This window comes from Stenotrophomonas sp. CFBP8980, from assembly GCF_034046095.1.
Classification (GTDB): Bacteria; Pseudomonadota; Gammaproteobacteria; order Xanthomonadales; family Xanthomonadaceae; genus Stenotrophomonas; species Stenotrophomonas lacuserhaii.
Genome location: NZ_JAXCXF010000007.1, coordinates 67,838 through 94,464, shown reverse-complemented (window position 1 = coordinate 94,464; position 26,627 = coordinate 67,838). Strand labels below are relative to the sequence as shown.

At 65.5% G+C, this 26,627-nt stretch carries 22 protein-coding genes; 9 read left to right on the top strand and 13 right to left on the bottom strand.

The features are described from left to right. Nucleotides 1-176: 176 nt before the first annotated feature. Entirely contained in the window at nt 177-2,918 is a 2,742-nt protein-coding gene (locus SOM47_RS14390; protein WP_320505963.1) for a TonB-dependent receptor, read from the bottom strand. Between the two features lie 286 nt (nt 2,919-3,204). Between SOM47_RS14390 and SOM47_RS14385 the strand changes: the two genes are divergently transcribed. From SOM47_RS14385 to SOM47_RS14370, 4 genes are all read left to right on the top strand, one after another. Further along, entirely contained in the window at nt 3,205-4,224 is a 1,020-nt protein-coding gene (locus SOM47_RS14385; RefSeq protein WP_320505962.1) for a sugar kinase, read from the top strand. Continuing rightward, entirely contained in the window at nt 4,211-4,849 is a 639-nt protein-coding gene (locus SOM47_RS14380; protein WP_042612121.1) for a bifunctional 4-hydroxy-2-oxoglutarate aldolase/2-dehydro-3-deoxy-phosphogluconate aldolase, read from the top strand. The genes SOM47_RS14385 and SOM47_RS14380 overlap by 14 nt, the downstream gene beginning before the upstream one ends. 183 nt (nt 4,850-5,032) lie before the next feature. Next, entirely contained in the window at nt 5,033-5,425 is a 393-nt protein-coding gene (locus SOM47_RS14375; RefSeq protein WP_042612122.1) for a hypothetical protein, read from the top strand. A 177-nt stretch (nt 5,426-5,602) separates the two neighbouring features. Beyond that, nucleotides 5,603-8,347, top strand: a complete 2,745-nt coding sequence (locus SOM47_RS14370; protein WP_320505961.1) for a TonB-dependent receptor — start codon at nt 5,603-5,605, stop codon at nt 8,345-8,347. Between the two features lie 31 nt (nt 8,348-8,378). Here the strand turns inward: SOM47_RS14370 and ligD are convergent, their stop codons facing one another. The 3 genes from ligD to SOM47_RS14355 form a co-directional block, all read right to left on the bottom strand. Further along, complete coding sequence (ligD, locus tag SOM47_RS14365; protein WP_320505960.1) at nt 8,379-10,910, bottom strand: DNA ligase D; 2,532 nt, start codon at nt 10,908-10,910, stop codon at nt 8,379-8,381. A gap of 3 nt (nt 10,911-10,913) precedes the next feature. Next, nucleotides 10,914-11,867 carry a non-homologous end joining protein Ku gene (gene ku / locus SOM47_RS14360; RefSeq protein ID WP_042612125.1) on the bottom strand — a complete coding sequence of 318 codons (954 nt, stop codon included), beginning with the start codon at nt 11,865-11,867 and terminating at the stop codon, nt 10,914-10,916. 82 nt (nt 11,868-11,949) lie between these two features. After that, nucleotides 11,950-12,354: a hypothetical protein gene (locus tag SOM47_RS14355; protein WP_042612126.1), complete on the bottom strand. Its 405-nt coding sequence runs from the start codon at nt 12,352-12,354 to the stop codon at nt 11,950-11,952. Between the two features lie 144 nt (nt 12,355-12,498). Here SOM47_RS14355 and SOM47_RS14350 point away from each other — a divergent pair, with 144 nt between their 5' ends. Next, nucleotides 12,499-12,855 carry a hypothetical protein gene (locus SOM47_RS14350; RefSeq protein WP_042612127.1) on the top strand — a complete coding sequence of 119 codons (357 nt, stop codon included), beginning with the start codon at nt 12,499-12,501 and terminating at the stop codon, nt 12,853-12,855. Nucleotides 12,856-12,941: 86 nt separating this feature from the next. Here the strand turns inward: SOM47_RS14350 and SOM47_RS14345 are convergent, their stop codons facing one another. Next, nucleotides 12,942-15,062, bottom strand: coding sequence for a TonB-dependent receptor family protein (locus tag SOM47_RS14345; RefSeq protein ID WP_320505959.1), 2,121 nt, complete (start codon nt 15,060-15,062; stop codon nt 12,942-12,944). A gap of 164 nt (nt 15,063-15,226) precedes the next feature. Between SOM47_RS14345 and SOM47_RS14340 the strand changes: the two genes are divergently transcribed. From SOM47_RS14340 to SOM47_RS14330, 3 genes are all read left to right on the top strand, one after another. Further along, nucleotides 15,227-16,429, top strand: coding sequence for an amino acid aminotransferase (locus tag SOM47_RS14340; RefSeq protein ID WP_042612128.1), 1,203 nt, complete (start codon nt 15,227-15,229; stop codon nt 16,427-16,429). 136 nt (nt 16,430-16,565) lie between these two features. Beyond that, nucleotides 16,566-17,582 (top strand): class 1 fructose-bisphosphatase, encoded by a 1,017-nt coding sequence (locus SOM47_RS14335; RefSeq protein ID WP_042612129.1) that lies wholly within the window; start codon nt 16,566-16,568, stop codon nt 17,580-17,582. Nucleotides 17,583-17,707: 125 nt separating this feature from the next. Then, nucleotides 17,708-18,415 (top strand): 2OG-Fe(II) oxygenase family protein, encoded by a 708-nt coding sequence (locus SOM47_RS14330; protein ID WP_320505958.1) that lies wholly within the window; start codon nt 17,708-17,710, stop codon nt 18,413-18,415. Between the two features lie 360 nt (nt 18,416-18,775). On the opposite strand, the gene SOM47_RS14325 is transcribed toward SOM47_RS14330, so the two are convergent. Then, entirely contained in the window at nt 18,776-19,093 is a 318-nt protein-coding gene (locus SOM47_RS14325) for a helix-turn-helix domain-containing protein (RefSeq protein WP_320505957.1), read from the bottom strand. A 534-nt stretch (nt 19,094-19,627) separates the two neighbouring features. Between SOM47_RS14325 and SOM47_RS14320 the strand changes: the two genes are divergently transcribed. Continuing rightward, nucleotides 19,628-20,248, top strand: a complete 621-nt coding sequence (locus tag SOM47_RS14320; protein WP_320505956.1) for a CPBP family glutamic-type intramembrane protease — start codon at nt 19,628-19,630, stop codon at nt 20,246-20,248. 64 nt (nt 20,249-20,312) lie between these two features. Here SOM47_RS14320 and SOM47_RS14315 read toward each other — a convergent pair whose 3' ends face one another. The 7 genes from SOM47_RS14315 to SOM47_RS14285 form a co-directional block, all read right to left on the bottom strand. Beyond that, on the bottom strand, nt 20,313-21,425 hold the full coding sequence (locus tag SOM47_RS14315; RefSeq protein WP_320505955.1) for a PA0069 family radical SAM protein: 1,113 nt from the start codon (nt 21,423-21,425) through the stop codon (nt 20,313-20,315). Between the two features lie 317 nt (nt 21,426-21,742). After that, the gene (locus tag SOM47_RS14310; RefSeq protein ID WP_320505954.1) at nt 21,743-22,486 is read right to left on the bottom strand and encodes a pyridoxine 5'-phosphate synthase; all 744 of its coding nucleotides are present in this window, start codon (nt 22,484-22,486) and stop codon (nt 21,743-21,745) included. Nucleotides 22,487-22,532: 46 nt separating this feature from the next. Beyond that, complete coding sequence (cls, locus tag SOM47_RS14305; protein ID WP_320506023.1) at nt 22,533-23,993, bottom strand: cardiolipin synthase; 1,461 nt, start codon at nt 23,991-23,993, stop codon at nt 22,533-22,535. A gap of 108 nt (nt 23,994-24,101) precedes the next feature. Further along, a complete protein-coding gene (locus tag SOM47_RS14300) occupies nt 24,102-24,515 on the bottom strand; it encodes an ExbD/TolR family protein (protein ID WP_042612134.1) in 414 nt (137 codons plus the stop codon). A gap of 3 nt (nt 24,516-24,518) precedes the next feature. Beyond that, nucleotides 24,519-24,944: an ExbD/TolR family protein gene (locus SOM47_RS14295; protein ID WP_042612135.1), complete on the bottom strand. Its 426-nt coding sequence runs from the start codon at nt 24,942-24,944 to the stop codon at nt 24,519-24,521. A gap of 55 nt (nt 24,945-24,999) precedes the next feature. Continuing rightward, complete coding sequence (gene exbB / locus SOM47_RS14290; protein ID WP_042612136.1) at nt 25,000-25,758, bottom strand: TonB-system energizer ExbB; 759 nt, start codon at nt 25,756-25,758, stop codon at nt 25,000-25,002. A gap of 87 nt (nt 25,759-25,845) precedes the next feature. Beyond that, on the bottom strand, nt 25,846-26,514 hold the full coding sequence (locus SOM47_RS14285; RefSeq protein ID WP_042612137.1) for an energy transducer TonB: 669 nt from the start codon (nt 26,512-26,514) through the stop codon (nt 25,846-25,848). Nucleotides 26,515-26,627: the final 113 nt, after the last annotated feature.

Here is a 26,627-nt window from a genome sequence, read left to right as displayed (position 1 = left end):
CGACTGCGCAGCTGCGGCCCCTCACCGCAAACGCCTTGCTGACACCGCAGGTCACCGGAACGTAGCAAAGCCGACCACGGCGCAGCATCTTGCGCCGCAGCAGGAGCGCCACGGTGGCGGGTACGTTGGGCGTTGCACCGGACGGCGGCGTGGCTGGCACGCCGCCGGGTGGGTCATCAGAACTTGTAACGGACGCCGAGCAGGAACTGGCGGCCGGTTTCGGTGTACTGGAGCGGCAGCTGGCCGGTGAGCGGCGAACGAACCCACTCGTCGGACGCTTCGTTGGTCAGGTTGACGCCTTCCAGGGTCAGCTCCAGCTGGTCGCTCATCTTGTAGCGCAGCGACGCGTCGATCATCGTGGTGCCGGTCATGCCGTGCACGCCGTCCAGGTTGAAGCCGGTTTCCTGGCCCGGTGCCTGGGTCAGGTAGTCGTCGCGGTTGGTCGCCGAGACGCGGCCGGACCAGACCTCTCCTTCGTAGAACAGCGTGGCATTCCACGAGGTGGGCGACAGGCCGGTCAGGTCGTTCTTCATCACCGCCTGGCCCTGGCCGTTGAGGTACTGGATCTTCGATTCCACCCAGGTGTAGTTCAGCTGCACGCCCAGGTTGGACCACTTGCCCGGCAGGAAGGTGAACGGCTGGGTGTAGTTCGCTTCCACGCCGTGCAGTTCGCCGCCGGGGGTGTTCAACGGGATGCTGAAGGTGAACTCATCGTTGACCGTGGCACCGGTGCCATCGAGCAGGCTGGCCGGAAGGCCACTGGTGGAGTACGGGCGCACGTCGCGGGTGGTCTGCACGAAGGACTCGATGTCCTTGTAGAACAGGCCCAGGCCGAGCATCGCGCCTTCGTTGAAGTACCACTCGAAACCGAGGTCGACGTTGGTGGCGCGGATCGGATCCAGGTTCGGGTTGCCACCGGCCACCGTGCGTGCGCCGCCGGCCACCGCCACGGTCACGCCGGGGGTCAGGAAGCCCAGGCCCGGACGGGTCATCACCTTGGCCGCGCCGAGGCGGATCAGGAAGTCCGGCGCCACTTCGGCAACCAGGTTGAACGAGGGCAAGGTGTCATCGTACTTCCGGTTGCTGGTGGTCAGCACCGGCACGCCGCCGACGGTGGCGTAGCCGTTGGATTCCTGCTTGGTCTCCACGTAGCGCACGCCGAAGTTGCCCGACAGCGGGATTGAACCCAAATCGGTGGAGAACTCGCCCATCAGCCACACGCCGCGGTCCTTCTCTTCCACGCTGCGGCTGTTGTTCAGGCGCGGTGCGACGGCGAAGGTGCCGGTGTTGCTGTAGATGTCGAACAGGTCGGCCACGGCGTCCAGGTTCGGCACCACCCAGTTGGACGGGCTGCCCGAGATGCCCTTCAGGCCTTCCTGCTGGGTGTATGCCGGCGGCACGATCAGCCCGCTACCCGGGAAGGTCGGCACGGCCAGTTCGCTGGCGCGGCGCAGTTCAACGGTGTTGAAGCTGTAATCCTTGGCCAGCACGCCACCCTTCAGGCGGAAGCCCGGGCTGATGTTCCAGTTGAAATCCAGCTGGGCGGTATCGAAATCATTGTCCACCGACTGCGGACGCAGGCGGATTTCAGCCAGGGTCCAGCCGTTCGGATTGGTCGGATCCACGCCGTAGTTGAGGATCGGCATGTTCTTGTTGCCACGGTAATCGTAGCTGTACCCATCAACATCGAACTTGTCCATGATGATGGTGGTCTGCACCGGGTTCTCATGCGCCGAGCGCGAGATACCCAGCTTGCCGGTGATCGAGAATGCATCGCTGAAGCGGTGGTCCAGGTTCAGGCTGACCTGCTTGAAGTCGGTGCTCCACTCGTCGTGGCGGTTCTCGCTGCGGATGTCGACGTTGTCGAACGCACCGTAGACCAGCGCGTTGTTGCGGATTTCACCATCGCGCACGATGGTCTGCGGCTTGCCGGCGCCGGAGCGGCTGAACGAGATCGCCTCGATGTAATGCTCGTCGCGGTCGGCGTCGATCTTGGAGTACAGCGCATCCAGGGACACTTCGGTGCGATCGGTCGGCTTCCACTGCAGCGAGCCGGTGACGCCGAGGCGTTCCTGCTTGTGCTCCATCTGCACGTAGCGCGGGAAGCGCGGGTGGAAGACATCGGCACCCCGCGCAGCAGCGAACGGCGAGCTGGCAGCGAAGCCACCATTGCTCGGGCCATTGGCCCAGCGGCCGGTGTTGGAACCCTCTTCAAGCGCCTGGCGCTCGGAGTAGGCCACCGACAGCAGCGCCCCGAAGGTGCCATCGGCGAAGGTGTTGGAGATCAGCGCCGCCATGCGCGGATCCGCCTTCTGCGCCATGTCGTTGTAGCTGGCCTGGCCGCTGGCGGCGAAGGTGAAGCCTTCATAGTCGAACGGGCGCGCGGTGCGCAGGTCGACGGTGGCGCCAAGCGAGCCCTCTTCGACATCGGCCGAAGCGGTCTTGCGCACGATCAGCTGCGAGAACAGGTCCGAGGCGAACACGTTGAAGTCGAAGCCACGGCCACGGTTGGTGCCGCCGCTCTGGTCGCCGGCACCGACGGTGGCCAGCGCTTCCATGCCGTTGATGCGCACGCGGGTGAAGTCCGGACCCAGGCCACGCACCGAGATGCTGCGGCCTTCGCCGCCATCGCGGGTGATCACCACGCCGGGGATGCGCTGCAGCGATTCGGCCAGGTTGAGGTCCGGGAACTTGCCGATGTCTTCGGCGACGATGGCATCGACGACGCCGGCTTCGCCGCGCTTGATGTCCAGCGCCTTCTCAACACTGGCGCGGTAGCCGGTGACGGTTACCGTATCCAGGTCGACGGCAGGATCCGAGCTGGCCTGCTGGGCAAGTGCCGGGGCGGCCAGCGCCAGGCCGATCGACATGGCCAGCAAGGTAACCGGTGTCTTTTTGCGGTTGCTACGAGAATTCATGGCCTTTCCCTCTCCCAAAGGTCTGGTTCACAACGCGATGTCAGCAAGATGACACCGCTGGTCAGGGCGGACGTTAACAGCACCTTCAGGATCGGGCATCTTGCACCGCAACAGATTGGCGATGTCCCGCAGAGGCTTGCGGGACAATGACTTCGACAGCGGGTGCGGGTAGACGCGGCGGTCCCGAGGGCTAGAATGACACCGATAGTCAAGAGCCACGCGGGGTGCGTGGTTCCCTCCGGCGGGCAGCAACGCGATGCTGCAGTCCGGGCAACGAGGACATCTGATGAGTCGAGTGGTCTGTTTCGGGGAACTGTTGTTGAGGATGAGTGCACCGGGCAACGAGCTGCTGCTGCAGTCGCCGCGCCTGGACGTACACGTAGGTGGCGCCGAGGCCAACGTAGGGGTCTCGCTGGCGCACTTCGGCCATGAGGTGGCGATGGCCAGCACGGTGGCCGACAATCCGCTGGGCGCGCATGCGCTGGGCGAGCTGCGCCGGCATGGCGTGGATACCCGTGGGGTGCGCCTGCAGGCGGATGGCCGCATGGGCCTGTACTTCCTCACCACCGGCGCGGTGCAGCGTGCCAGCGAGGTGGTCTATGACCGTGCCGATTCGGCCTTTGCGCTCAGTACCGCCGCCGACTACGACTGGCCGACGCTGCTGCAGGGCGCGGACTGGCTGCACCTGTCCGGGGTCAGCCCGGCACTCGGCACCGATGTGGCCCAGGCCACCCTGGCCGCCGCACGCGCGGCACGTGCGCAGGGGGTCAAGGTGTCCTTCGATGGCAACTTCCGGCCGAAGCTGTGGCAGCGTTGGGGCGGCGATGCCAAGGCCATCCTGCGCGAGCTGTTCGCCCAGGCCGACATCGTCTTCGCCGATTACCGGGATATCGAAGTGGTGCTCGGCCAGCCCTTCGCGCAGGACGACGTGGTCGCCCGCGTGGAAGCGGCCGCCGCCGCGGCTTTCGCCGCCTTCCCGCAGCTGCAGTGGATGGCCTGCACGCAGCGCCGGGCGCTGAGCGTTGACCACCACGCACTGGGCGCGCTGCTGATCGGCCGCGATGGCACGCGTGCGCAGGCACCGGTGCGCCAGCTGCAGGGCATCGTCGACCGCATCGGCGGCGGTGATGCGTTCGCTGCCGGCATCCTGCATGGCATCATGCGCGGCTTCGACGCCGACGCCACCGTGCGCTTCGGTTTGGCCGCCGGTGGCCTGAAGCATTCGATCCCCGGCGATTTCAATCCCGTCAGCGAAGCTGATGTATTGGCCCTGGTGGGCGAGGAGCGTTTTGATGTCAGGCGCTGATCCGCGCGTTCGCGCGGTACTGAAACTTGCACCGGTGATCCCGGTGTTCACCCCCGATGACGTGGACGATGCGGTGCAGGTCGCCCAGGCGCTGTTCCGCGGTGGCCTGCCGGTGGTGGAAGTCACGCTGCGCACGCCGCGCGCGATGGAAGCGATCAAGGCCATGGCTGAAGCCGTGCCGGATGCGGTGATCGGCGCCGGCACCGTGTTGACCGCCGCGCAGATGCAGGCGGTGAAGGAAGCCGGCGGGCGCTTCGCGGTATCGCCGGGCGCGACCGATCGGCTGTACGCGGCCGCGCGCGACACCGACCTGCCGTTCCTGCCGGGCGTGGCGACCTCGTCCGAACTGATGCACGGGCTGGAGCAGGGCTTGGATACGTTCAAGTTCTTCCCGGCGGTGCAGGCTGGCGGTGCGCCGTTACTGGCTGCGTGGGCCGGTCCGTTCGCCGATGTGCGCTTCTGCCCCACCGGCGGCATCAGTGTGCAGACCGCGCCGCAGTTCCTGCACCTGCCGAATGTGCTGTGCGTGGGCGGTTCGTGGTTGACCACCGCCGCGCTGCTGCAGAGCCGCGACTGGGCGGCGATCGAAGAACTGGCCCGCCAGGCATCGGTGCTGGCGAGCTGACCTGCGTAGCGCCGAGCTATGCTCGGCGAGCGCAGCGGGAACAGGGCGAATGCATGACCCTACCCGGTAGTGACGGCCGCTGGCCGTCATGCTTCTGCTTTCCGCTTCGCTCGCCGAGCGTGGCTCGGCGCTACCAGGGCAGCATCCAGAGCAGCCGACTGAAGTCGGCTCTACACTGGCCGCATGGCGATGTTCAAAACCTTCCTGTTTTCCCTGCTTGCGCTGGGCGGTGCGCTGCTTGCGCTGGTGCTGGTCACCACCGTGGCCAGCTGGTTGCCGCCGTTGATCGGTGTGCACCCCGGCGGCGCGGTGCAGCTGGGCTGGGACCTGGCGTTCACCGTGCTCGGCGGCATCGCCGCGGTGGCCTTCGCCAGCTACCACGCGCCGTGCTGGCCGCGTTCGCACGGCGTGGCCCTCTGGTTGCTGCTGGCGGTCGCCTCGTTGTGGGCGGCGTGGGACATGGGCAACGAGTTCCCGCGCTGGTTCGTGGTGCTGCTCGTGGTTTCCCTACCGCTGCAGCTCGGCGCCGGCCTGTGGCTGGGCGCACGCCGTTTTCGCACCGCAACAAAGGCTTAACAATTCCCCCCTAGTCTCTATGTCCGCCGGTTACCGGCACGGCCGCGCAGGGGCCTTGTGCGAACCATCGCATGGGCGCGCGGCACGAACTCACAGGGCAATGGGGACCATCCGATGCGCAATACCCTCCGGGAGACGCCGACGCGCGTCCCCCATGCGAAGCTTTTGTCCCGCGCCGTGCGCGCCGTCCTGATCAGTGGCATCGCCACGCTGCCCCTGCAGGCATTGGCAGATGACGCAGCGCCCGTTGCAGCCGGTGCAGCCGCGATGCAGCAGCTGGATACGGTGGTGGTGACCGGCGGCTACGCAAAGAGCCTGGAGCGCGCGGTTGACCTCAAGCGCAGCAACATCGGCTTCTCCGATTCCATCGTCGCCACCGACGTGGCCGACTTCCCGGAACAGAACCTGGCCGAAGCGCTGCAGCGCATGCCGGGCGTGACCATCGAACGCAACAAGGGGCTGGGCAGCAAGGTCAGCGTGCGCGGCCTGCCGTCCGAGTTCACCCACGTCTCGATCAACAACCTCGCTACTGCCTCGGGCAGTGGCGGACGCGATGTGCAGTTCGACATCTTCGCCTCGGACGTGGTGCAGACCGTGACCGTGCAGAAGTCGCCGACCGCGGCCGACGAAGAAGGCGGCATCGCCGGTTCGGTGTACATCGAAACCGCCAAGCCGTTCGACTATGCCGAGCCCAAGTTCAGCGCCTCCGCCGAAGTGGCCAACAATTCGATCAACGGCAAGAACGATCCGAAGATCTCCTTCCTGGCCAGTGATACGTGGGGCGACTGGGGCGGCCTGGTGTCGTTCTCCAAGGCCAAGCGCACCAATCGTACCGACTCCAATTCCGGCATCAACTTCCGTCCGATGGGCCGCTTCCTGGAAGCGTCCGGCACCCGCGGTTCGCAGGCGGCCGCGGTGCTGGCGCGCGATGCAGGCATCGTCGTCGGCAACCGCATGGACAAGGACGAGACCAACCGGATCATCTTCCAGGACAAGGTCGGTGATCGCATCTACCTCAACGAGCAGGACCAGTGGGGCGCGACCGCCTCGCTGCAGTTCAAGCCGAGCGAAGCGTTCTCGCTGAGCTTCGATGCGATGTTCGGTGGCTACGACACCCACGAAGACGAATACGATGCGGCGGCCTATTCGGCGTCCAGCCGCAGCACCTTGGACACCATCCACGACTACGACGCCGACACGCTGTCGCGCTACGGCATGGTGGTCCTGCGCGATGTGTCCTACACCGCCACCCAGCATGAAATCCTGAGCAAGGAACGCTTCGCCAACACCGACTACCGGCAGTTCAGCACCAAGCTGGACTGGACCGTGGGCGGCTGGGACATCGATGCACTGGTCGGCTACTCCGGCGCGCGCCGTGATTCGGACTACGCCAACCTCAAGCACGTGGCCTATGCACCGTCGCGCACGCGCTGGACCGCCAATGGCGGCGAGACACTGGCCAGTGCGGCGTCCAATGGCTTCGACATGTACAACTCGCCGGAGAAGTACCTGTTCGAAGCCTATGAGACCGAAGTGGAGCACGTGAAGGACGACAAGTACGCCGCGCAGCTGGACTTCCGCCGCTCGATGGAACTGGCGTTCTTCCCGGCGCTGACCAGCGTCAAGTTCGGTGCGCGTTACACCGACAAATCCAAGGACCGCGAGTTCGGCAACACCAAGATCCAGGGCCCGACGGCCGGCAGCGCAGCATGGGTGAACACCCGCACGCTGGCCGACAGCAATCCCGGCTGGATCAGCGACATCGTGCCCGGCGGCGGCTACGAGCCGAGCAACCTGGACTGGCAGCAGGTGTCCAACAGCTACGCTCGCAACACGTTCCGATATGCGGGTTTCACCACCCCGCTGGATAACGGCCAGTTCTACCAGGTCGATGAAAAAACCCTGGCGCTGTATGCCATGACCGATTTCTACTTCGACATCGGCACGGTGCCGGTGTACGCCACCCTGGGCGTGCGTTCGATCGACACGAAGGTCGATTCGGCCGGCTTCCACCCGGTGCAGAACGCCGATGGCAGCAGCGGTTACACGCCCACGCCGATTTCCAGCAGCGGCGACTACAGCGACCTGCTGCCCAGCTTCAACATGACCGCTGAAATCGCCGATGGACTGGTGCTGCGCGCGGCGGCGTCGGAAACGCTGATGCGTCCGTCGCTGACCGATATCGCCTACCGCCGCACCGTCAGCTGGTCCAGCTTCCGCTTCATGGACGGCAATCCGGCGCTGAAGCCGACCACCGCCAGGCAGTGGGAGATCGGCCTGGAGAAGTACTTGGAGAATGGCGGCCTGCTGTCCGCTTCCTACTTCTCCAAGAAGATCGACGGCGTGGTCCGCCAGGAACTGACCGGCATCGTGCCGAACGTGGAGAAGCTCAACGCCAACGGGTCGCTGGATGGCTACTACGACTTCGAGGTCTACCAGCCGGTCAATGCCGATGGGTCCTACAAGGTCACCGGCGTGGAACTGGTCGCGCAGCTGCCGCTGTCGATGCTGCACCCGGCGCTGGAAGGCTGGGGCATCAATGCCAACTACACCCAGCTGGACAACACGCTGACCGGCGCATCGGACCTGGACATCCCCACTCCGCCGGAGGGCCTGGCCGAGAAGGCGTACAACTTCACCCTGTACTACGAGAATGATCGTTTCGACGCGCGCGTGTCCTACAACTACAAGGACAAGTACGTGGAGTACATCCATCTCAACATGTACCCGGTGTACCGCGATGCCTACGGCCAGACCGACGCGTCGATCGGCTTCCGCCTGAACGACACCTGGAAACTGAGCCTGGATGCGATCAACGTGTTCGACGAAGAGACCTCCGGCTACACGATCGATAAATCGTTCCCGACCCAGTACGAGTTCTCCGGTCGCCGCGTCAGTCTCGGTATCCGCGCCGATTTCTGATCGGCCGTCGGTGGGTGACGACCGTTGGTCGTCACCGCTCCAACGTCGGCAGCACCTGCGCAAGCGTGGTGATCCCTTCCCAGGGGTCACCCTTCAAGCGCTTTGCCCGCGCCAACGCCTTGTCCAGCGGAAACGCATCGGCCGCCGCGACGCGGCCGAGTTCTTCCCAGCGCAGCGGCACCGCCACGCCGGCGCTCTCGCGCGCCCGCAACGACCACGAACACACGCTGGTGGCCCCGCGTGCATTGCGCAGCCAGTCGATGAAGATCACCCCGTTGCGCTTGGCCTTGCTCATGGTGGCCACGTAGCGGTCCGGCGCGTGCTGTGTCAACGCCTGCGCGAAGGACTCGCAGAACGCCTTGGCCTGCTCCCAGTCGGCCTTCGGCTGCAATGGAACCACCACGTGCAGACCCTTCCCGCCGGATAACCGCACGAAGCTTTCCAGCCCGGTTTCCTGCAGGCGAGCGCGGATGTCACGGGCCGCCGCCTTGATCTGCGTCCAGGTTACGCCGTCGCCGGGATCCAGGTCGAACACCAGCCGGTCCGGATGCTCGGGATCGGCCACCGTCGCGCCCCAGGGATGCAACTCCAGGGTGTTCATCTGCACCAGCTGCAGCAGCCCTTCCACATCGTCGATGTAGACGTAATCCTCGGTACCGCTTTTCTGTTCCAGCGGGACCGCACGCACCGCATCGCCCAGGCCCTGTCCGTGGTGTTTCTGGAAGAAGCACGCCTTGCCCACGCCCTGTGGACAACGCAGCAGCGACAGCGGCCGACCGCTGATCTCCGGCAGTATCCATGGCGCCATCGCGCGGTAATAGTCGGCCACGTCGCCTTTGCGGATCTTCTTCTTCGGGTAGACCACGCGCTCGGGGTGGGTGATGTGCAGGTGCGATTGACTGCCTTTCACCGGCGCGGCAGCAGGTTGGGCGCGGTCGGGCTGCAGGTCGGGCGCGGTCTTGTCGGTGCGCAGGCGTTTGAAACTGGCCTGGCGCAGCAATCCCTCCTTGCCCCAGCCGCGGAAGGCGACTTCGGCCACCAGCGTGGGCTTCACCCAGTGCACGCTGGCGGCGCGGAACGGTACGTGTGCCGGCAGCTCGACCGCAGCGCTGGAGGTCGCCATCTTGCCCAGCGAGGCGCTCAACGCGCGCAGCTTCGCATCATCGAAGCCCGTACCGACGCGGCCCACGTAACGCAGCCCGGCCTTGTCCGGCGTGGCCATCAGCAGCGAACCGAAACCTTGCCGTGCGCCCTTGGGCGCGGTGTAGCCGACCACCAGGAACTCATCGGTTTGTTCGTGCTTGATCTTCACCCAGCTGCGCGCGCGACCGTTCGCGTACGGCGCATCCACCTGCTTGCTGACGATCCCTTCGAAGCCGGCCTTGCCGCTGGCGGCGAACACCGCCGGGCCGTGGTCGAGTACATGGTCGCTGTAGGCGAGCGTGCCCGGCACATCACCGATCAGCGCCTTCAGCAGCGTCTTGCGCTCCAGCAACGGCGCACGGCTGATATCGACCCCGGCCACGCCCGGCAGATCGAACACGATGTAGCGCAGGGGCTGTTTCGCCGTGCCGTCGATCACCCGCTGCAGCGCGCTGAAATCACTGCGCCCCTGGTCATCCAGCACCACCAGTTCGCCGTCCAGCCGCGCATCGTTGACAGGCAGCGCGGCAATGGCCTGGCTCACTTCCGGGAAATCATCGCTCCAGTCCAGGTTGTTGCGCGAACGCAGCGTCACCTTGCCGTCGTGCAGATCGGCCAGCAGGCGGTAGCCATCCCATTTGATCTCATGCAGCCAGCGTTCTCCGTCGGGAGCGTTCTCGCGGTGATCGGTAAGCTGCGGCGCGTATTCGTGCGGATACGGGGTGTCGCGCGCATCCTGCAGCGCCAGCGCGCGCTTGTGCCAGCGCGCGTCCGCCTTGCGTGCCCGCGGTGCCGCCGCAGGCGTTCTTTTCGACGGCGTGCTTTTGGACGACGTGTTCTTCGACGGCGCGGCCTTGCGTGACCGGGTGGCGGTGGTCGAGGTCGCAGCCGGGGTCTCCAGCAGGTCGTCGGCCTCTGCATCGGCGGCATGGGCATCGTCGCGCTTGATCAGTAGCCACTGCACCTGGCGCCCTTTCAGATTGGTGCGTACCAGCTTCCAGCCGCCGCGCAGGCGCTCGCCGTGCAGTTCGAAGTCGAGCTTTCCGGCGGCCAGCGCTTCCAGTGGATCGCCATCGATCGCCCACGTGCCATGGTCGTACACATCGACGTGGCCAGCCCCGTAGTGACCCTTCGGGATGTCGCCCTCGAAGGTCGCATAGGACAGCGGGTGGTCTTCCACTTCCACCGCCAGGCGCTTCTCACCGACCCGCAGCGAAGGTCCCTTCGGCACCGCCCAGCTCTTCAACACTCCGTCCATTTCCAAGCGGAAATCGTAATGGCGGCTGCTGGCATGGTGCAGCTGCACGACGAAGATCGGTCGGTGCGCTGACCTGCCGCGCCCGGCTTGGTCATCCGGCTCGGTCGTGCTGCCTTCGGCGGCGCCCAAGCGGCGCTTGCGGCGGTACTGATCCAGGGACATGGCTCAGCCCGCCTTGCGGCGTGGGGCGGCCTTCGACGCAGCCTTCTTGGTCGCCTTGGCCGGTGCCTTCTTCGCCGCTGCCTTGGCCGGTGTCTTGCTGGCCTTCTTGGTCGCCGCTTTCTTCACCGTCTTGCCGGCGGTCTTCTTGGCCGGGGTGCGCTTGTTGGCATCCAGGCTCTTCTGCAACAGCGACATGAAGTCGACCACGTTGGTGCTGGCGTCCTCGCGCGGGGCCGGCTCGTCTTCTACCGTGGTGGTGCCGCCGTCTTCCTTGATGCGCCTGGTCAGCACCCCTTGCAGTCGTTCGCGGAATTCATCGTGGTACTGGGTGGGATCCCACTCGCCGGCCATCGACTCGATCAGCTGTTCGGCCATCGCCGTTTCCTTGCTGCTGATGCGGTAATCGGACAGCTTGCCGTCGGGCAGCTTGAAGTCGGCCGGGTCGACCAGTTCCTGCGGATAACGCAGGATCATCAGCACCAGCGCGTCATCGTTGGGCATCACCGCGCACAGGTATTCGCGGGTGCGCACCACCACCTTGGCGATGCCGACCTTTCCGGTACTGCGCAGTGTCTCGCGGAGCAGCACGTAGCCTTTTTCGGCCTTCTTGCCCGGCACCAGCAGGTACGGTTTCTCGAAATAGCGCGGATCGATCTGCGCAGCGTCGACAAAGCTTTCCACCTCGACGGTCTCATGGCTTTCCGGCGCTGCGGATTTGATGTCGCCCTCTTCCAGCACGACATAGCTGCCCTTGTCGTACTCGAAGGCCTTGACGATATCCTTCCACGGGACCTCCTCGCCGGTATCCGCGTTGACCCGCTCGAACCGGATCGGTTTCTTGTCGCGCGAATCCAGCATGCGGAACTGCAGGTCGGTCCGGCGCTCGCCGGACATCAGCGAGACCGGCACGTTGAGCAGGCCGAAGGAAAGGGTACCGGTCCAGATCGGGCGGGCCATGGGACGCACCGTGCGGGGTCAAGGAAACGCCAGCTTCAGCGCGCGCGCGTGAAACGACCGTGTCCGTTGCCTCAACGGCAAGTCACTGCAGCAGCGGGCGCACGGCCGGGGCAGGCATATGGTCAAGCGCCAGCCAGGCATCTTCGACTACCTCCCGGGCCTTGGGCCAGCGCAGCCGCGACTCGCCGCGCATCAGTTCCCACTGCGCGGCCAGTTCGCCCTCCGTTTCCTCGCCGCCGCCGCGCGGCCAGTTCGCCGCATGGGTGGTCAGCGCGAAGGCGTACGCCGGGCAAAGGTCACGCCAGCTGCGGTGGGCCTGCCGGCGCCGGTCGTCGTAATCGTTGAGCATGTACTGCAGGTAATCCTGCGCGACGGCCTGCGGATCTTCGCGCTGCTGGCGGCGGGCGCGGCGCTGGGCAGGGCTGCCGGCCAGCGGGTCGCGCCGGGCGTTGAAGACCGAGGGCGCGGGACGTTCCGGGCGGTTCATGGCGCGGCTCCAGCTTGCAGGGCGGGCGGCCAGATGTAACCACGGCGCCGTTATCCAGTCGTGATCGATGTGTTGATGACGCGGGATTCGCAGTGGCTTTACCTCTGAAGGGCTCTAGTAGGGGCCTCATCGAGGAGAGCCGCCATGAACAGAGACACCTCGCGCGACCCATTGCGCCAAGCCACTGCCCCCGTGCCCGGCGAGCAGCGTGGCAAGCATGACAACATGGACGCTGAAGAGCGCGGCACGGGCGCGCCGTTCGTCGATGCGGATGCCGCGTCCGCCACGGACGACGAGCATTTGCCGGTGCGGCATGTCAGCGACCAGGCTGCACAGGACCGCAAGGACTGCGGTGACCGCCATCGCGGTGGCCAGGAAAGCCCGCTCAAGCGTCGCGAACGCAAGCAGCACGCCAGTGACAACCAGGACGAGGCGCTGGAGGAGACGTTCCCGGCGAGTGATCCGACGTCACCGTTCGTGCCGGCCAAGGCGCCGGATTGACGGGTGAGGGTCGTGACGACCAACGGTCATCACCCATCTGGGGCAGTCGTCACCCACCTGGCGCGGCCATCACCCACCGGGGGCAGTCACCGCCAGGACCACTGGACGCCCAGGCTGCCGCGGCGGTCCGGGCCGGGTTCGTAGTAGCGGCCGTTGCCGTCGTTGACGATGACCGAGCCGATATAGGCCTGGTCCAGCAGGTTGTCCACACGGGCGAACACGCGCAGGTCGCCGCCGCGCAGGGTCCAGCGGCGGGCGGCTTCCACGTTCATCACCGCGTAGCCCGGGGCGCGCTCGGTGGCCAGGTCATTGACCACCGTGTCGCTGCTGCCGGTGACTTCAGCCGCCCACAGCCAGTCGCGCGGCTGCCACTCCAGGCGCGCAAAGGCCTGCTGGCGCGGCACGCCGGGCAACCGGTTGCCGGCGGCAACCGGCGTGTCCGGCACCGCGCAGCCGCTGCCGGCGCAGGCCAGGTAGGCACTGCGCACTTCGGCCTGCAGCCAGGTCCAGGCCACCTGCAGGTCCAGGTCCTGTGCCAGCGGCTGGTGCCATGACAGCTCGGCGCCCTGGCGGCGGGTGCGGCCGATGTTGCGGTAGGTACTGCGGCCATTGGTGTTGCTGGCCACGGCCAGCTCGTCGTCGGTATCGGCGCGGAACAGGCTCACCTCCAGCCGGCGACCGTCCTGGGCCTGCCATTTGCTGCCGATTTCCACATTGCGGCTGCGGGCGGCGGACAGGCCCAGCGCCAGCCCGGCCTGGCCATCGGCGCGATAGCCGAGTTCGTTGAAGGTGGGGGTTTCAAAGCCACGGCCGACCGCGGCGTGCAGGCGCCACTGCGGGTTCGCCTCGAAACTGACCCCGGCCACCGGCGTGGTCGCCTGGTAGCGGCGGCTGCCGCTGTCGTCCGGGTTGCGGCCGACGATGTAGTGGTCTTTCGAACGGAAGCGGACACTGCTGTGGCGCGCGCCGGCCAGCAACGACCAGCGCGGGCTCCACTGCCACCACGCCTGCACGAACTGGTCCACGTTGGACACCGTGTCGCGCTGGTCACGGCGCAGCCGGCCGCGCACGCCCAGTTGGTCGCCGACGAAGTTCTCGTGGCCGGTACGGTGCTGGCGCTGGCGGTCGGCATTGACCCCGGCGGTGACATCCAGCGCGCGCCCGGCCAGTTCGCCGTTCCAGCCCCAGCGCGCATCCAAGCCGCCGAAATCGCCATCCAGTCCGATCACCCCACCGGCATGCAGCGGATTGGCCTGCGGGCCCGGCGGAATGGCCAGGAACTGGGTTACCTCGCGCTGGCCGGCGTAGCCGGTCAGGCGGAAGCGGTGGTCGTCGCGCTGTCCGCTGTAGACCAGCCCGGCCTGCGACTGGCGGACCGATTTACGGGTGTTGTACTGATGCGCCACCGAAGTGGCCTGGCGCGGATCGGCGGCCACCTGCGCGCGGGTCAGGCCAAGCGGATCCTGCGCGTTGGGCGCATCCAGGTAGTTCACCAGCAGCTCCAGCCGGTCTTCGCCCACGGCCGTGCCCAGCCGTGCATTCAGCGATTCTCGGCGTGCCGCGCTGTGGTCGCGCCAGCCATCGGTACGGAAGTGGTTGGCGGCGATGTTGTAGTCCACCGGGCCCTGCACGCCGCGCAGGTGGGCCCCCACGCTCAGCGTATTGTCGGCACCGGCATTCAGCCGCACGCGCCACGGATCGCCTTCGCGGCCCTGGGCGGTATGCACCTGCAGCACCCCACCGGAGGAATTGCCATACAGCGCCGAGAACGGCCCGCGCAGCACCTCGATGCGCTCGGCACCAAGCAGGCTGGCGTGCGAAAGCTGGCCCTGTCCATCGGGCATGGTGGCTGGTACCCCGTCCACCAGCACGCGCACGCCACGCACGCCGAAGGTGGAGCGCGCACCGAAGCCACGGATGGAGAGCTGGGTGTCCTGCGCCAGGTTCTGGCGATCACGTGCCAGTACGCCCGGAATCCCCCCCAGCGCCTCGGCCAGCTGGGCCTGCGGACCGCTGCGGTCGTCATCGATCCACACCGTGTCCGAGCTGGACGGCAGCGCGAACGGGTCGATGCCGGTCACCCGGGCGGCCTCGACTTCCACCGCAGGCAGGCTGCGCGTGGCCGGGGGTGACTGGGCGAAGGTGAGGCCGGGCAGCAGCAGGGCGCAGGCCATGGACAGACGGCGACGGGCCGGGGGCAGGTTCATCATTCAGGTTCAGCAGCAAGCGTGAACGCGCCATGGTACCGGCCACGGCGTGACGAGGAATGCCGCGCCATCGGCACGCTTTGTTACGATGGCGTGGTCCCCGCCCGGTGGGCGGTGGCGCTGCTGCGTGCTTTCTTCCTCCCCCTTACCGAATGAGTACCGCCGTGTCCTTCTTTGCAAACGTGGAACTGGTCCCCGGTGACCCGATCCTGGGCCTGACCGAGGCGTACAACGCCGACAGCCGTCCGACCAAGGTCAACCTGGGTGTGGGCATCTACTACGACGAAAGCGGCCGCATTCCGCTGCTTCGCGCCGTCAAGCAGATCGAGCAGCAGCTCGCCACCGAAGCCAAACCGCGCGGCTACCTGCCCATCGATGGACTGCCGGCCTACACCCAGGCCACCCGTGAGCTGGTGTTCGGCAAGGATTCGCCGCTGCTGGCCGCAGGCCGCGTCGCCACCACCCAGACCGTGGGCGGCAGCGGTGCGCTGCGCGTCGGCGCCGAGCTGTTGAGGACGCTGCTGCCGCACGCCACTATCGCCATCAGCAACCCGAGCTGGGAAAACCATCGCGCCGTGTTCGGTGCGGCCGGCTTCGACGTGCTGGAATACAGCTACTTCGACGCCCAGACCCACGGCGTGGACTTCCCCGCGATGCTGGCCGACCTGCAGAAGCTGCAGCCGGGCACCGTGGTGCTGCTGCACGCGTGCTGCCACAACCCCACCGGTGCCGACCTGACCGTGGACCAGTGGAAGCAGGTGGCTGAGGTGCTGAAGGAACAGCAGCTGTTCCCGTTCATCGACATGGCCTACCAGGGCTTTGACAAGGGCATCGAGCAGGATGGCGCCGCCGTGCGCATCATCGCCGAGGCCGGGATCGACAGCTTCGTGGTCGCCAATTCGTACTCCAAGTCGTTCTCGCTGTATGGCGAGCGCGTGGGTGCGCTGTCGATCGTCGCCCCCAACGCCACCGAAGCCAAGGCCGTGCAGTCGCAGATCAAGCGGATCATCCGCACGATCTACTCCAGCCCGTCCAACCACGGCGCCGCGCTGGTGGCCGGTGTGTTGAACAGCCCGGAGCTGCGCGCGCTGTGGGAAGCCGAACTGACCGAGATGCGCGAGCGCATCCACGCCCTGCGGCATGGGCTGGTGGACCGCCTGGCCGCCCTGGGCGCGCCGGAATTCGCCTTCATCAACGACCAGGCCGGCATGTTCTCCTACTCCGGCCTGAGCCGGGTGCAGGTGGAAAAGCTGCGCGATGAGTACGGCATCTACGCCGTCGGCACCGGCCGCATCTGCGTGGCCGCGCTGAGCCAGAACAACCTGGACTACGTCGCCCAGGCCGTGGCCAACGTCGCCAAGGCCTGACCCGACAAAAAGGGGACGGGGGGGATTAAGTCGTTATCGGCTCGCACGCGCTGATAACGACTTAATCCCCTCCGTCCCCTTTTTTGCATCCGGGCGGCGACAATAGACGTATCTTTCCGTCGCTCGAGCCCTGTCCATGTCCCGTACGTCGTTGACCCGGTATCTCATCCAGGAACAGCATGCCGGCCGCATCAATGCCGACCTGCGCCAGCTGATCGCCGTGGTCGGGCGTGCCTGCACCAACATCTCCATCGCGGTCAGCAAGGGCGCCCTCGGCGGCGTGCTCGGCGAAGCCGGTACCGGCAACGTGCAGGGTGAAGCGCAGAAGAAGCTGGATGTGATCAGCAACGAGATCCTGCTGGAAGCCAATGCCTGGGGCGGTCACCTGGCCGCCTGCGCGTCCGAGGAAATGGACCATTCGCAGCCGGTGCCGGACATCTATCCGCGCGGTGATTTCCTGTTGCTGTTCGATCCCCTCGATGGCAGCTCCAACATCGACGTGAACGTGTCCGTGGGCACCATTTTCTCCGTGCTGCGCTGCCCGAAGGACGTCGAATGCCCCAGTGACGAAAGCTTCCTGCAGCCGGGTACGGCGCAGATTGCCGCCGGTTACTGCATCTACGGGCCCAGCACCCAGATGGTGCTGACCGTCGGCCACGGCACCCATGCCTTCACCCTGGACCGCGAAACCGGCGAGTTCGTGCTCACCACCCAGGGCATGCAGATCCCGGCGGCCACCCAGGAGTTCGCCATCAACATGTCCAACCAGCGGCATTGGGAAGCCCCGATGCAGGCCTACGTGGCCGATCTGCTGGAAGGCAAGGAAGGCGCGCGCGGCAAGGATTTCAACATGCGCTGGATCGCCAGCATGGTGGCCGACGTACATCGCATCCTGACCCGCGGTGGCATCTTCATCTACCCGTGGGACAAGAAGGATCCGTCCAAGGCCGGCAAGCTGCGCCTGATGTACGAAGCCAACCCGATGGGCCTGCTGGTGGAGCAGGCTGGCGGCGCCGCCTCGACCGGGCGTGCGCGGATCCTGGACATCCAGCCGGACCAGCTGCACCAGCGCGTGCCGGTGTTCCTCGGTTCGCGCGATGAAGTCGCCGCCGCGGTGCAGTACCACCAGCAGCACGACGCCTCCACAAACTGAGTAGCAGGCGAGCTTGCTCGCCTGGCCGTTGCCTGGCCATCGGGCACGCCAACGCACATGTCCGTGGCGTGACAACCTCCGCGCCAGTGGGCACCATCAAGGGCCCGCTGGCGAAGGATGCAGGCATGCAGACGCAGGACCCGGTCGATTTCATTGAAGTGATCCACAACGCCGTACCTGCAGAAACATGTGCGGCGATCGTGGCGCGATTGCGCGCAAGTGACCGCCTCCAACCGGGTGCGGTAGGCAGTGGTGTGTTCCCTGAACTCAAGCGCAGCAAGGATCTCCGCATCAGCGGGCTGGCCGACTGGGCTGATGTTGAAAACGTCCTGCAGCAGGCCGTTTTCAGCGGGCTTTTGACTTATCTACGCCGTTATCCACAGGCTCTGATCGCGCCGCTGATGTTGCAGATCCAAGACAGCAACGGCCAGCCCAAGCGCCTCACCGCCGAAGATTTCCCCGACATGAGCCCGGCCGCGCTGTCGGATCTTGCACGCACCTGCCTGCGTCCGGGCGCGATCAACCTGCAATGGTACGCAGCAGGCGAGGGCGGTTATCCCTACTGGCATTGCGAGCTGTATCCGAAGGACGAGAAGGCGGAAACCCTGCACCGCCACCTGCTGTGGACGCTGTACCTCAATGATGAATTCGAAGAAGGCGAAACCGAGTTTCATTTCCAGCAGCGCAAGGTCACCCCGCGCACCGGCAGCCTGCTGATCGCGCCGACCGCCTTCACCCATACCCATCGCGGCAATCGTCCGCAGGGCGGCGACAAGGTCATCGCCACCAGCTGGATCCTGTTCCAGTCCGCGCAGAAGCTTTACGGCGGCTAAGGTCCCCATTTCCCCGGGCGCTGAACGCACACGTGTCCACCTTTCCCTTGGCCGACATGTGCAGCGACGCCCGGGGAGATGAGGATTCTGGCAGCGAGCATCCTGCTCATGTGGATGCCTTCCGTGCGGCGGTGCGTCCTCAATTCGATTGATGAAGTCGATATCGATTGGCGTTGCCTCTGCACGACACCTATCTTCCCGGACACGACGCGAGCTGCCTTTCAGAAAACGCTCATCGACGCTGACAGGTCACCCGGTGGGCGGGTGACGACCTGCCTCGGTGGGTGACGACCATTGGTCGTCACGCTCTTGCCGTTCCCTGACAGCCAGACCGCTGCGCTCGCCGACTGTGGCGCGGCGCTACCCTGCCAGGTCCACGCGCAGCTGCAATCCCAGTGCGCGCAGCGCGCCCATCACCGTGCGCAGGGTCAACGTGCGTCGGCCGGACAACTGGCGACGCACCACCTCGACAGGCAACCCGCATTCACGCGCGATGGCACGCAGATCTTCCTCACCAGCGAGGTAAGCAATCGCCTCGCCGAGGATCTCTGCATCACCGTGGCTTTCGACGATGCACGCGTTGAAGTAATCAATCACGGCCTGAGGCGTGCAGGGCCGGTCGAAGTGACCTGCCGCTTCCATTTCCGCATAGGACAACGTAGCGCGACCGGCCTTCATCCGAACGACCTGGTGATCGAGAAGGAGGACGCGTGCATGGGCTGCATGGACATCGAAAGGACCTCGCATGGCATGGGCCACCTGCGCCGAAGCGCGAGGTGGCGGGCGATGCGGGTTGGCGTACCGGACTACGCGACACTCATTAACCGGCGGATCGGGATCCCCGCGCACCGCCCGCCGTATGACCGGCAGTGCAGTGCATTCTCCGCCGTGCCCGAGGGCTACAACAGAGGCAATGAGTGATGCGTAGTGTCGGGACGCCAATCCCGGCTGGTACGTTCGGCACCAGCCCGGTCATCGTGCACAGCGGTGTGCACCTGCGTCCATGAGAAAAACTGCGAAGTGCGGTGGGCGTGCAGGTGTCGCCGCTGGCATGACTGTTGGACTGGAAGCACCTTCAGCATCGGCGCGGCCGGCATGATCTCACTGCATCATGTCCAACCAAGCACGGCGTAAGCGCTATGCTTGCCTTGGCCCGAGAGGGCCAAGGCTTCGGTAGTCAGGAACAACGTTGGAACAAGGATGCTCGTCTGCATGTCGTTGCGCTGGAAACCCGCAGAGACGCCTGAGAACTTCATATTCGTCGCGCTCATGTCAACCGTGGCAATTGGGGCCGCGCGTGTTGTTCTGGACGCTTTTGAGGTCTTTGGATCAAAGGCGATGACTGAGGCCCTGGCCTTTGCTGCTTGCATATGGATGTTCCCGCGCGAAGAGCGGGCTCGGTGGTCCGCTAAGCTGGTGATGACTTTGGTTGCGCTCGGCCTGGTTGGCGGAGCTGCGTGGGTCGCGCTGGTTGCGTATCCAGCACGCAACGAGTCGACGCTGCTCACCTGGGATCAGATCCCTCTAGCGAACTATCTGCTAGGCGTTGTTACGAGCTGCGTTGTCGCGCCACTCTATGAAGAGAAAGTTGTACGGCATCTTCTGCAATCAGGTGCGTCTCATTACCTCGGAAAAATCTTAGGGACGTTTGCGGTATGCGCGCTGTTTGCTGCTGCTCACACCGAGGCAGTCCTCTCGTCGTTCTTGTTCGGGCTCTACGTCACCTTGGGAATCTTCCTCTTCAGGCTTGACACCTATCAGCGAGCCATCATTCACGGCATGGTAAATTTCGTCATCATGCACTGGGTGATTATTTATCCCAACATCCAGTGATGATCTGGGCAGATCACCGGCAACGCTGGATTTTGTGCCGAGCCTCGCACGAGGTTGACTGCCGCTAGAACAACGACCCCTGCGGCGAATCCGCCTTCGGCGGCGCCGGCCGCTCGAACTTGGTGCAATCCAGCTTCGGCCAGTGGCTGTTCTGCGCATCGAATCCCAGCCGCCTGCGCGCCAGCTTGAAGCGGTTCGACAGGAGGTCCGCATACACGCCCTGGCCGCGCATGCGCGTGCCGAACTGGCTGTCGTAGTCCTTGCCGCCACGCAGCTGGTTGATGGTGCTCATCACGTGCGTGGCGCGGTCCGGGTAATGCGTCTCCAGCCAATCGCGGAACAGCGGCGCCACTTCCAGTGGCAGGCGCAGCAGCACATAGCCGGCACTGGATGCACCGGCATCGCGCGCGGCTTCCAGCACCGCTTCCAGTTCGGCATCGTTGATCCACGGAATCACCGGCGCCACCATCACCCCGACCGGGATGCCGGCGTCGTGCAGCCGGCGCATCGCACGCAGCCGTGCATGCGGTGCGGCCGCGCGCGGTTCGAGTTTCGAAGACAGATGCGGGTCGAGCGAGGTCACCGAAAAATGCACGCTCACCAGGTTCTGTTCGGCCAGCGGCGCCAGCAGGTCGATATCGCGCTCGACCAGTGCGTTCTTGGTGATCAACGAGAACGGATGGCGGGTTTCCAGCATCACTTCGATCAGCTGGCGGGTCAGTTTGAACTTGCGTTCGATCGGCTGGTAGGAATCGGTGTTGATGCCCAGCGCGATCGGCTGTGGCACGTAGCTGGGTTTTGAAAGTTCCTTGCGCAGCAGCTGCGCTGCGTTGGTCTTGGCGAACAGCTTGGTCTCGAAATCCAGCCCGGGCGACAGGTTCAGATAGGCATGCGAGGGCCGTGCGAAGCAGTACGAGCAGCCATGTTCGCAGCCGCGATAGGGGTTCACCGATTGGCTGAAGCCGACGTCCGGTGAGTTGTTGCGGCTGATGATGCTGCGGGCGGTTTCGGCGCGCACTTCGGTGCGCAGGCGCGGCGCCAGGAACTCTTCGCTTTCTTCGGCTTCCCAGCCATCGTCCACCGCTTCGCTGACCGTGCTTTCGAAGCGGCCGGCGATGTGGGTGGTGCTGCCGCGGCCTTTGATGGCGATGTGGGGGATGGAATCGGGGCGACCCATGGGATTCTTCTGAGGTGAGTGCGGTTAGTATTATTGCTAACCACAGGGTATGCAATGCGCTGGGATTCAGGTGGCTGTAGGCGTGGAGGGGGATGGGGGTTTGGCTTGCCCCCACGGTTATCCACAGGACATACGGACATGCCGGGACAGGGCACAGGACATTGCAAGCCACGATGTGCGCAGCGCAGGGTAGGGGATTGGGGTCTCAGGGGGTGCGACGGCGCGGTAGTGACGGCCGCTGGCCGTCACTACCGGGGGGGGCGGATTTCTCGGGGCGGATGGTTTCCGCCGACCATGGGTCGGCGCTACCAAGGGAGTTACAGCAGGCTGATGTAGCAGCGGACCGTGGCGTCCAGGCCGTCGTACAGGGCTTCGCTGATCAGGGCGTGGCCGATCGAGACTTCCAGCACGCCGGGTACGCCGGTCAGGAAGGCGCGCAGGTTGGCCTGCGACAGGTCATGGCCGGCGTTGACGCCCAGGCCCACTGCCTGCGCGCGGCGCGCGGCGGTGGCGAACAGTTCCAGCATCGCGGTGGCATCGCCGGCGGCGTGCGCTTCGGCATACGGTCCGGTGTACAGCTCGATGCGGTCGGCACCGACATCGGCCGCGCGTTCCAGCAGCGGATTGCCGGCGTCCACGAACAGGCTGACCCGGCAGCCCATCGCCTTCAGCGTGGCAACCAGCGGGCGCAGCCGCTCGCTGTCGGCGGCGAAGTCGAAGCCATGGTCGGACGTCAGCTGGCCATCGCCATCGGGCACCAGCGTGGCCTGTGCAGGACGGGTGGCCTCGCACAGCGGCAGCAGGCCCGGGTAGCCCTCGCGCGGCGGCGCGAACGGGTTGCCTTCGATGTTGAACTCGACCCCGCGCGCGGTGGTCAGCGCGGACAGCGCGTGTACGTCTTCGGCGGTGATGTGGCGGCGGTCCGGGCGCGGGTGCACGGTGATGCCGTGTGCACCGGCGTCCAGGCAGGCCTGCGCGGCACGCAGTACATCGGGGTCGTGGCCACCACGCGAGTTGCGCAGCACGGCGATCTTGTTGACGTTGACGCTGAGGCGGGTCATGACGGCAGGCAGGACGGTGACAGAAGCGCGCAGTGTAGCGCTGCTGTCACAACAGCGGCGAGGCCAGCCGTGCGAACGCTTCGGGCAGGCGATGCCGCCACAGGCCGCGGTTGCGTTCGTTGTGGACGCGGGTGGCGCTGTCGAACTCATGGTTCAGGATGCCGGCCAGCTCGGCCACGCGGTCCTTGTCGCGCAGCAGCATGGACAGTTCGAAGTTGAGCCGGAAACTGCGATGGTCGAAGTTCGCCGTGCCGACGATGCAGACCTCGTCGTCGGCGATGAAGGCCTTGGTGTGCAGCATGCGCGGGCCGTATTCGTAGATCTTCACCCCCGCCTGCAGCAGCTCGTCGAAGTAGGAGCGCGCGGCCTGGGTGACGAACCACGAGTCGCTCATCTTCGGCACCAGCAGGCGCACTTCCAGTCCGCCCAATGCGGCCGATGTCAGCGCCATGCGTGCGGCTTCGCCGGGCACGAAGTAGGGCGTCACCAGCCACACGCGGTGCTTGGCTTCGTGGATCGCCGCCACGTGCAGGCGATGGATGGTTTCCCAACCGGAATCCGGGCCAGACACCAGCACCTGCGCATTGATGCTGCCGTCGTCGCGGCTCGGCGTTTCACGTGGCCACAGCCGCGCCTGGTCGAACTGCTGGGCGTCTTGCCCGCTGGCGTACAGCCAGTCTTCCATGAAGACCAGCTGCAGGCTGCGCACCACGTGGCCGCGCAACCGCATGTGCAGGTCGCGGTAGGCATTCGGGTCGCGCTGTTCGTTCTCTTCGTCGGTGATGTTGATGCCGCCGGTGAACGCCAGCAGGCCATCGATGACCACCAGCTTGCGGTGCGTGCGCAGGTTCAACCAGGGCCGCTTGAAGGGCTTGAGGAGCTGCCGTGGATGGAACCACACGGCCTCGCCACCGGCGTCCAGCAGCGGTTTGAGGAAGCGCGCACGGATGTTTCCGGCGCCCACCGCGTCCAGCAGCAGCCGGACCTGCACGCCGCGCTGTGCTGCGGCCACCAGTGCATCGCGCACGGCGGTCCCGGTGTGGTCCGGTTCGAAGATGTAGTACTCCAGATTCACGTGGTCGCGCGCTTCTGCAATCGCCTCCAGCAGGGCGGCGTAGGTTGCCGCGCCGTCCACCAGCCATTCCACTTCAGTGGCGCTGCTCGGTGCCAGCCCGGTGGTGGCCTGGCCGATGGCCGCCAGTTCAGTGCAGTCCGCATCGGGTGGGCAGACGCTGCTGTAATGCTCCATGCCGGAACGCGAACGACCGCGGCGCAGGCGTTGCCGTTTTACTTTCTGCGGGCCCAGCAGGTAGTAAATGAAAAGCCCGATGTACGGCAGCGCCGCCAGCGAAAGTATCCAGCTGAGCGTGGCCACCGGCTCGCGTTTCTGCAGCATGATCCAGCCGGTCAGGCCGATCAGGTACAGCACATAGGCAATCGCCAGGCCCTTGCCGAGGTGGGGAATGGCATCAAGCCCGTGTCGCAGCGCGTCGAAGAAGGCAATCATCGGCGGATGATACGCGAGCATGCGGGGGCCGATGGCGCGCATAAAAAAACGCCCCCGTTTCCGAGGGCGTTTTCCAGTCGCGTCATGAGTGCGGACTGCGTGTAGCGTTTACTGCTGTACGAAACCGATCTTCTTCATCTGGGCGTTCTTCGAGGCGGCCAGGATCTTGGCCATCACGTCGTACTCCGAGTCCGGGCTCGCGTCGATCCGCAGTTCCGGCTGGTTCGTCGGGTCACGCTGGACCTCCTGTTCCATCCGCTGCTGCAGTTCGGTCACGGCGACCGGGCTGTTGTTCCAGAACACCTGGTTGCTCGCATCGACGCGCAACTCGACCGGCGGCGGCGGTTCAACCGTCACCGGGGGCGGGTTGAGCACACGCTGCGGCAGATCCACGGCGATCGGGTAGGTCATGATCGGCGCGGTCACGATGAAGATGATCAGCAGGACCAGCATCACGTCCACGAGGGGCGTGACGTTGATATCCGCCATGGGGCCTTTGCCACCACCAGAACTGAATGCCATGGCTTACTGCCCCTTCTCTTTGGTCGCAACGAAGCCGACGTCCAGCATGCCCTGTTCCTGCGCGACCTTGGTCAGCTCGTTGATGACGCGCATCTTTGTCGTGCGGTCACCACGCAGGTTCAACGGCGGCTGCGGGGTCTGCTGGGCCGCGGTGGAAAGGCGGGACTCAAGCGTCCCACGGTCGATTTCCTCATCGTTCCAGAAAATCGAACCGTCTTCCTTCACTGCCAGCGTGATCGGACCCTTACGATCGTTGGCATCGTCCGGGTTCTGGATCAGGTTGGCTTCGGGCAGCTCGACCTTGACCTTGTGGGACATCAGAGGCGCCGTGATGATGAAGATGATCAGCAGCACCAGCATCACGTCCACGAGGGGCGTAACGTTGATGTCGGCCATGGGGCCGCCGCTGTTACCACTACTGAAAGCCATAACGGGCTCCGTCTAGATCGGTGTGAACTACCTTCGTGCCGGGTACAGCGCGTCCTTAGCGGACGCGCGAACCGGTAGCGAAGAAGTCGTGCAGGTCGTGCGCGAAGGTATCGAAACGGCTGATGGTCGCGCTGTTGATCTTGCTGAAGAAGTTGAAGGCGAACACGGCCGGGATAGCCACGAACAGGCCGATCGCGGTCATGATCAGCGCTTCACCCACCGGGCCGGCAACGGCGTCGATGGAGGCCGAACCGGTTGCACCGATCTTGATCAGCGCGCCGTAGATGCCCCACACGGTACCCAGCAGACCGACGAACGGAGCGGTTGCACCGACGGTGGCCAGCAGGGTCATGCCCGACTGCAGCTTGTTGCTTTCGCGGGTCACGGCCTGACGCAGGGCGCGATCGACGAACTCCGAACGGCTCAGGGTCTCACCCAGGCCACCGGTTGCGCCGCCTTCGGCACGCTGGTGGTGGGCGGCAGCCTGTGCGGCGTCCAGGGCGATCTTCGAGAAAGGCTCCGAAGCCGGCTGTTCTTCCATCGCACGGATGGCGTCCTGCGCGTTCGGGGTATCCCAGAACAGGCTGGTGACCTTGTCGGCAGCAGCCTTCAGGCGGCTGGCGCGGAAGATGTTGATCACGGTCCAGTACCAGGACATGGCCGACATCACGATCAGGGTGATCAGAACCACCCAGGAGACTGCGAAGTCGCCCGGCTGGCTGGTCATTTCATGGATGAGGTGCTCGAAGCCCATCTGCGACAGGGCGTTGGAGTTGCCCCCGGCAGCAGCGGCGATGAAAATTTCCTGCAGCATGACGCTTACCTTTGTTGTGTGTGGTGTTGAAGGGTGTAGCTAATCATAAGAGCCATCAGCGGGGTGGCCCTGCGGCCACCCGGTGCATCAGCTCAGAGCAAAATTGACCGGTACGCGTACGCGGCCCGCGGCTTTCTTGCCGCCCGACTCGGCTGCGTTGAAGCGCCACTTGCGTGCAGCTTCCATTGCAGCGCGATCCAGGTCGCGGTTACGGCTGGATTTCTCGACCGTGACATTGGTGACGTTGCCTTGGGCATCGACATCGATGATCAGGATCACTTCACCCTGGATACCAGCGCGGAATGCTGCCGGCGGGTAACGCGGGGGATTCATGTTCTTGGACGAGATATCGACGCTGGCCTCGATGGAGGTCGGCGGTGCCGGCGGCGCGGGCGGCGACGGCGGGGTGACGATATCGTTCGGGCGCGGTTCCGGCACGTCGACGATCGGCGCCTGCGGCGGCGGCGGAACCGGCGACGGCTTCGGCGGCGACAGGTTCTTCACCGGCGGCGGCGGCGTCTCATCCGGCGGCGGCGGCGGCGGCGGCGGAGGCGGCGGCGGCGGTGCATCGACGATGGTCACCATCACGTTGCGCTCCTTCTCTGCAGCGGCCTTGGGGGCGACGGCAGGAATGAGGAGCATCATGAAGGCAGCCAGATGCAGTGCGATAACAAACGCGATGCCGAAGATGCGGGGCCAGCTCAGGCCCTTCTCTTCAGTTTCTTCGTAGCGGTGAAAGACTAGTTGTTCCGTCATGCGCCAAGAGCTCGATTGTGGGGCCGGGATACCCGGGGGCGGGATCCCTGATCAGCGGTGCATGACACCGCAGGAACCTCCAAGCTTATACCAATCCTGAGTGCCTGCGCACG

Excerpts from the sequence above, each read along its gene's own strand:
- SOM47_RS14390 (WP_320505963.1), bottom strand. The coding sequence starts at position 2,918 with ATGAATTCTCGTAGCAACCGCAAAAAGACACCGGTTACCTTGCTGGCC.
- SOM47_RS14385 (WP_320505962.1), top strand. The coding sequence starts at position 3,205 with ATGAGTCGAGTGGTCTGTTTCGGGGAACTGTTGTTGAGGATGAGTGCA.
- SOM47_RS14380 (WP_042612121.1), top strand. The coding sequence starts at position 4,211 with ATGTCAGGCGCTGATCCGCGCGTTCGCGCGGTACTGAAACTTGCACCG.
- SOM47_RS14375 (WP_042612122.1), top strand. The coding sequence starts at position 5,033 with ATGGCGATGTTCAAAACCTTCCTGTTTTCCCTGCTTGCGCTGGGCGGT.
- ligD (WP_320505960.1), bottom strand. The coding sequence starts at position 10,910 with ATGTCCCTGGATCAGTACCGCCGCAAGCGCCGCTTGGGCGCCGCCGAA.
- ku (WP_042612125.1), bottom strand. The coding sequence starts at position 11,867 with ATGGCCCGCCCGATCTGGACCGGTACCCTTTCCTTCGGCCTGCTCAAC.
- SOM47_RS14355 (WP_042612126.1), bottom strand. The coding sequence starts at position 12,354 with ATGAACCGCCCGGAACGTCCCGCGCCCTCGGTCTTCAACGCCCGGCGC.
- SOM47_RS14350 (WP_042612127.1), top strand. The coding sequence starts at position 12,499 with ATGAACAGAGACACCTCGCGCGACCCATTGCGCCAAGCCACTGCCCCC.
- SOM47_RS14345 (WP_320505959.1), bottom strand. The coding sequence starts at position 15,062 with ATGAACCTGCCCCCGGCCCGTCGCCGTCTGTCCATGGCCTGCGCCCTG.
- SOM47_RS14335 (WP_042612129.1), top strand. The coding sequence starts at position 16,566 with ATGTCCCGTACGTCGTTGACCCGGTATCTCATCCAGGAACAGCATGCC.
- SOM47_RS14330 (WP_320505958.1), top strand. The coding sequence starts at position 17,708 with ATGCAGACGCAGGACCCGGTCGATTTCATTGAAGTGATCCACAACGCC.
- SOM47_RS14325 (WP_320505957.1), bottom strand. The coding sequence starts at position 19,093 with ATGAAGGCCGGTCGCGCTACGTTGTCCTATGCGGAAATGGAAGCGGCA.
- SOM47_RS14320 (WP_320505956.1), top strand. The coding sequence starts at position 19,628 with ATGTCGTTGCGCTGGAAACCCGCAGAGACGCCTGAGAACTTCATATTC.
- SOM47_RS14315 (WP_320505955.1), bottom strand. The coding sequence starts at position 21,425 with ATGGGTCGCCCCGATTCCATCCCCCACATCGCCATCAAAGGCCGCGGC.
- SOM47_RS14310 (WP_320505954.1), bottom strand. The coding sequence starts at position 22,486 with ATGACCCGCCTCAGCGTCAACGTCAACAAGATCGCCGTGCTGCGCAAC.
- cls (WP_320506023.1), bottom strand. The coding sequence starts at position 23,993 with ATGATTGCCTTCTTCGACGCGCTGCGACACGGGCTTGATGCCATTCCC.
- SOM47_RS14300 (WP_042612134.1), bottom strand. The coding sequence starts at position 24,515 with ATGGCATTCAGTTCTGGTGGTGGCAAAGGCCCCATGGCGGATATCAAC.
- SOM47_RS14295 (WP_042612135.1), bottom strand. The coding sequence starts at position 24,944 with ATGGCTTTCAGTAGTGGTAACAGCGGCGGCCCCATGGCCGACATCAAC.
- exbB (WP_042612136.1), bottom strand. The coding sequence starts at position 25,758 with ATGCTGCAGGAAATTTTCATCGCCGCTGCTGCCGGGGGCAACTCCAAC.
- SOM47_RS14285 (WP_042612137.1), bottom strand. The coding sequence starts at position 26,514 with ATGACGGAACAACTAGTCTTTCACCGCTACGAAGAAACTGAAGAGAAG.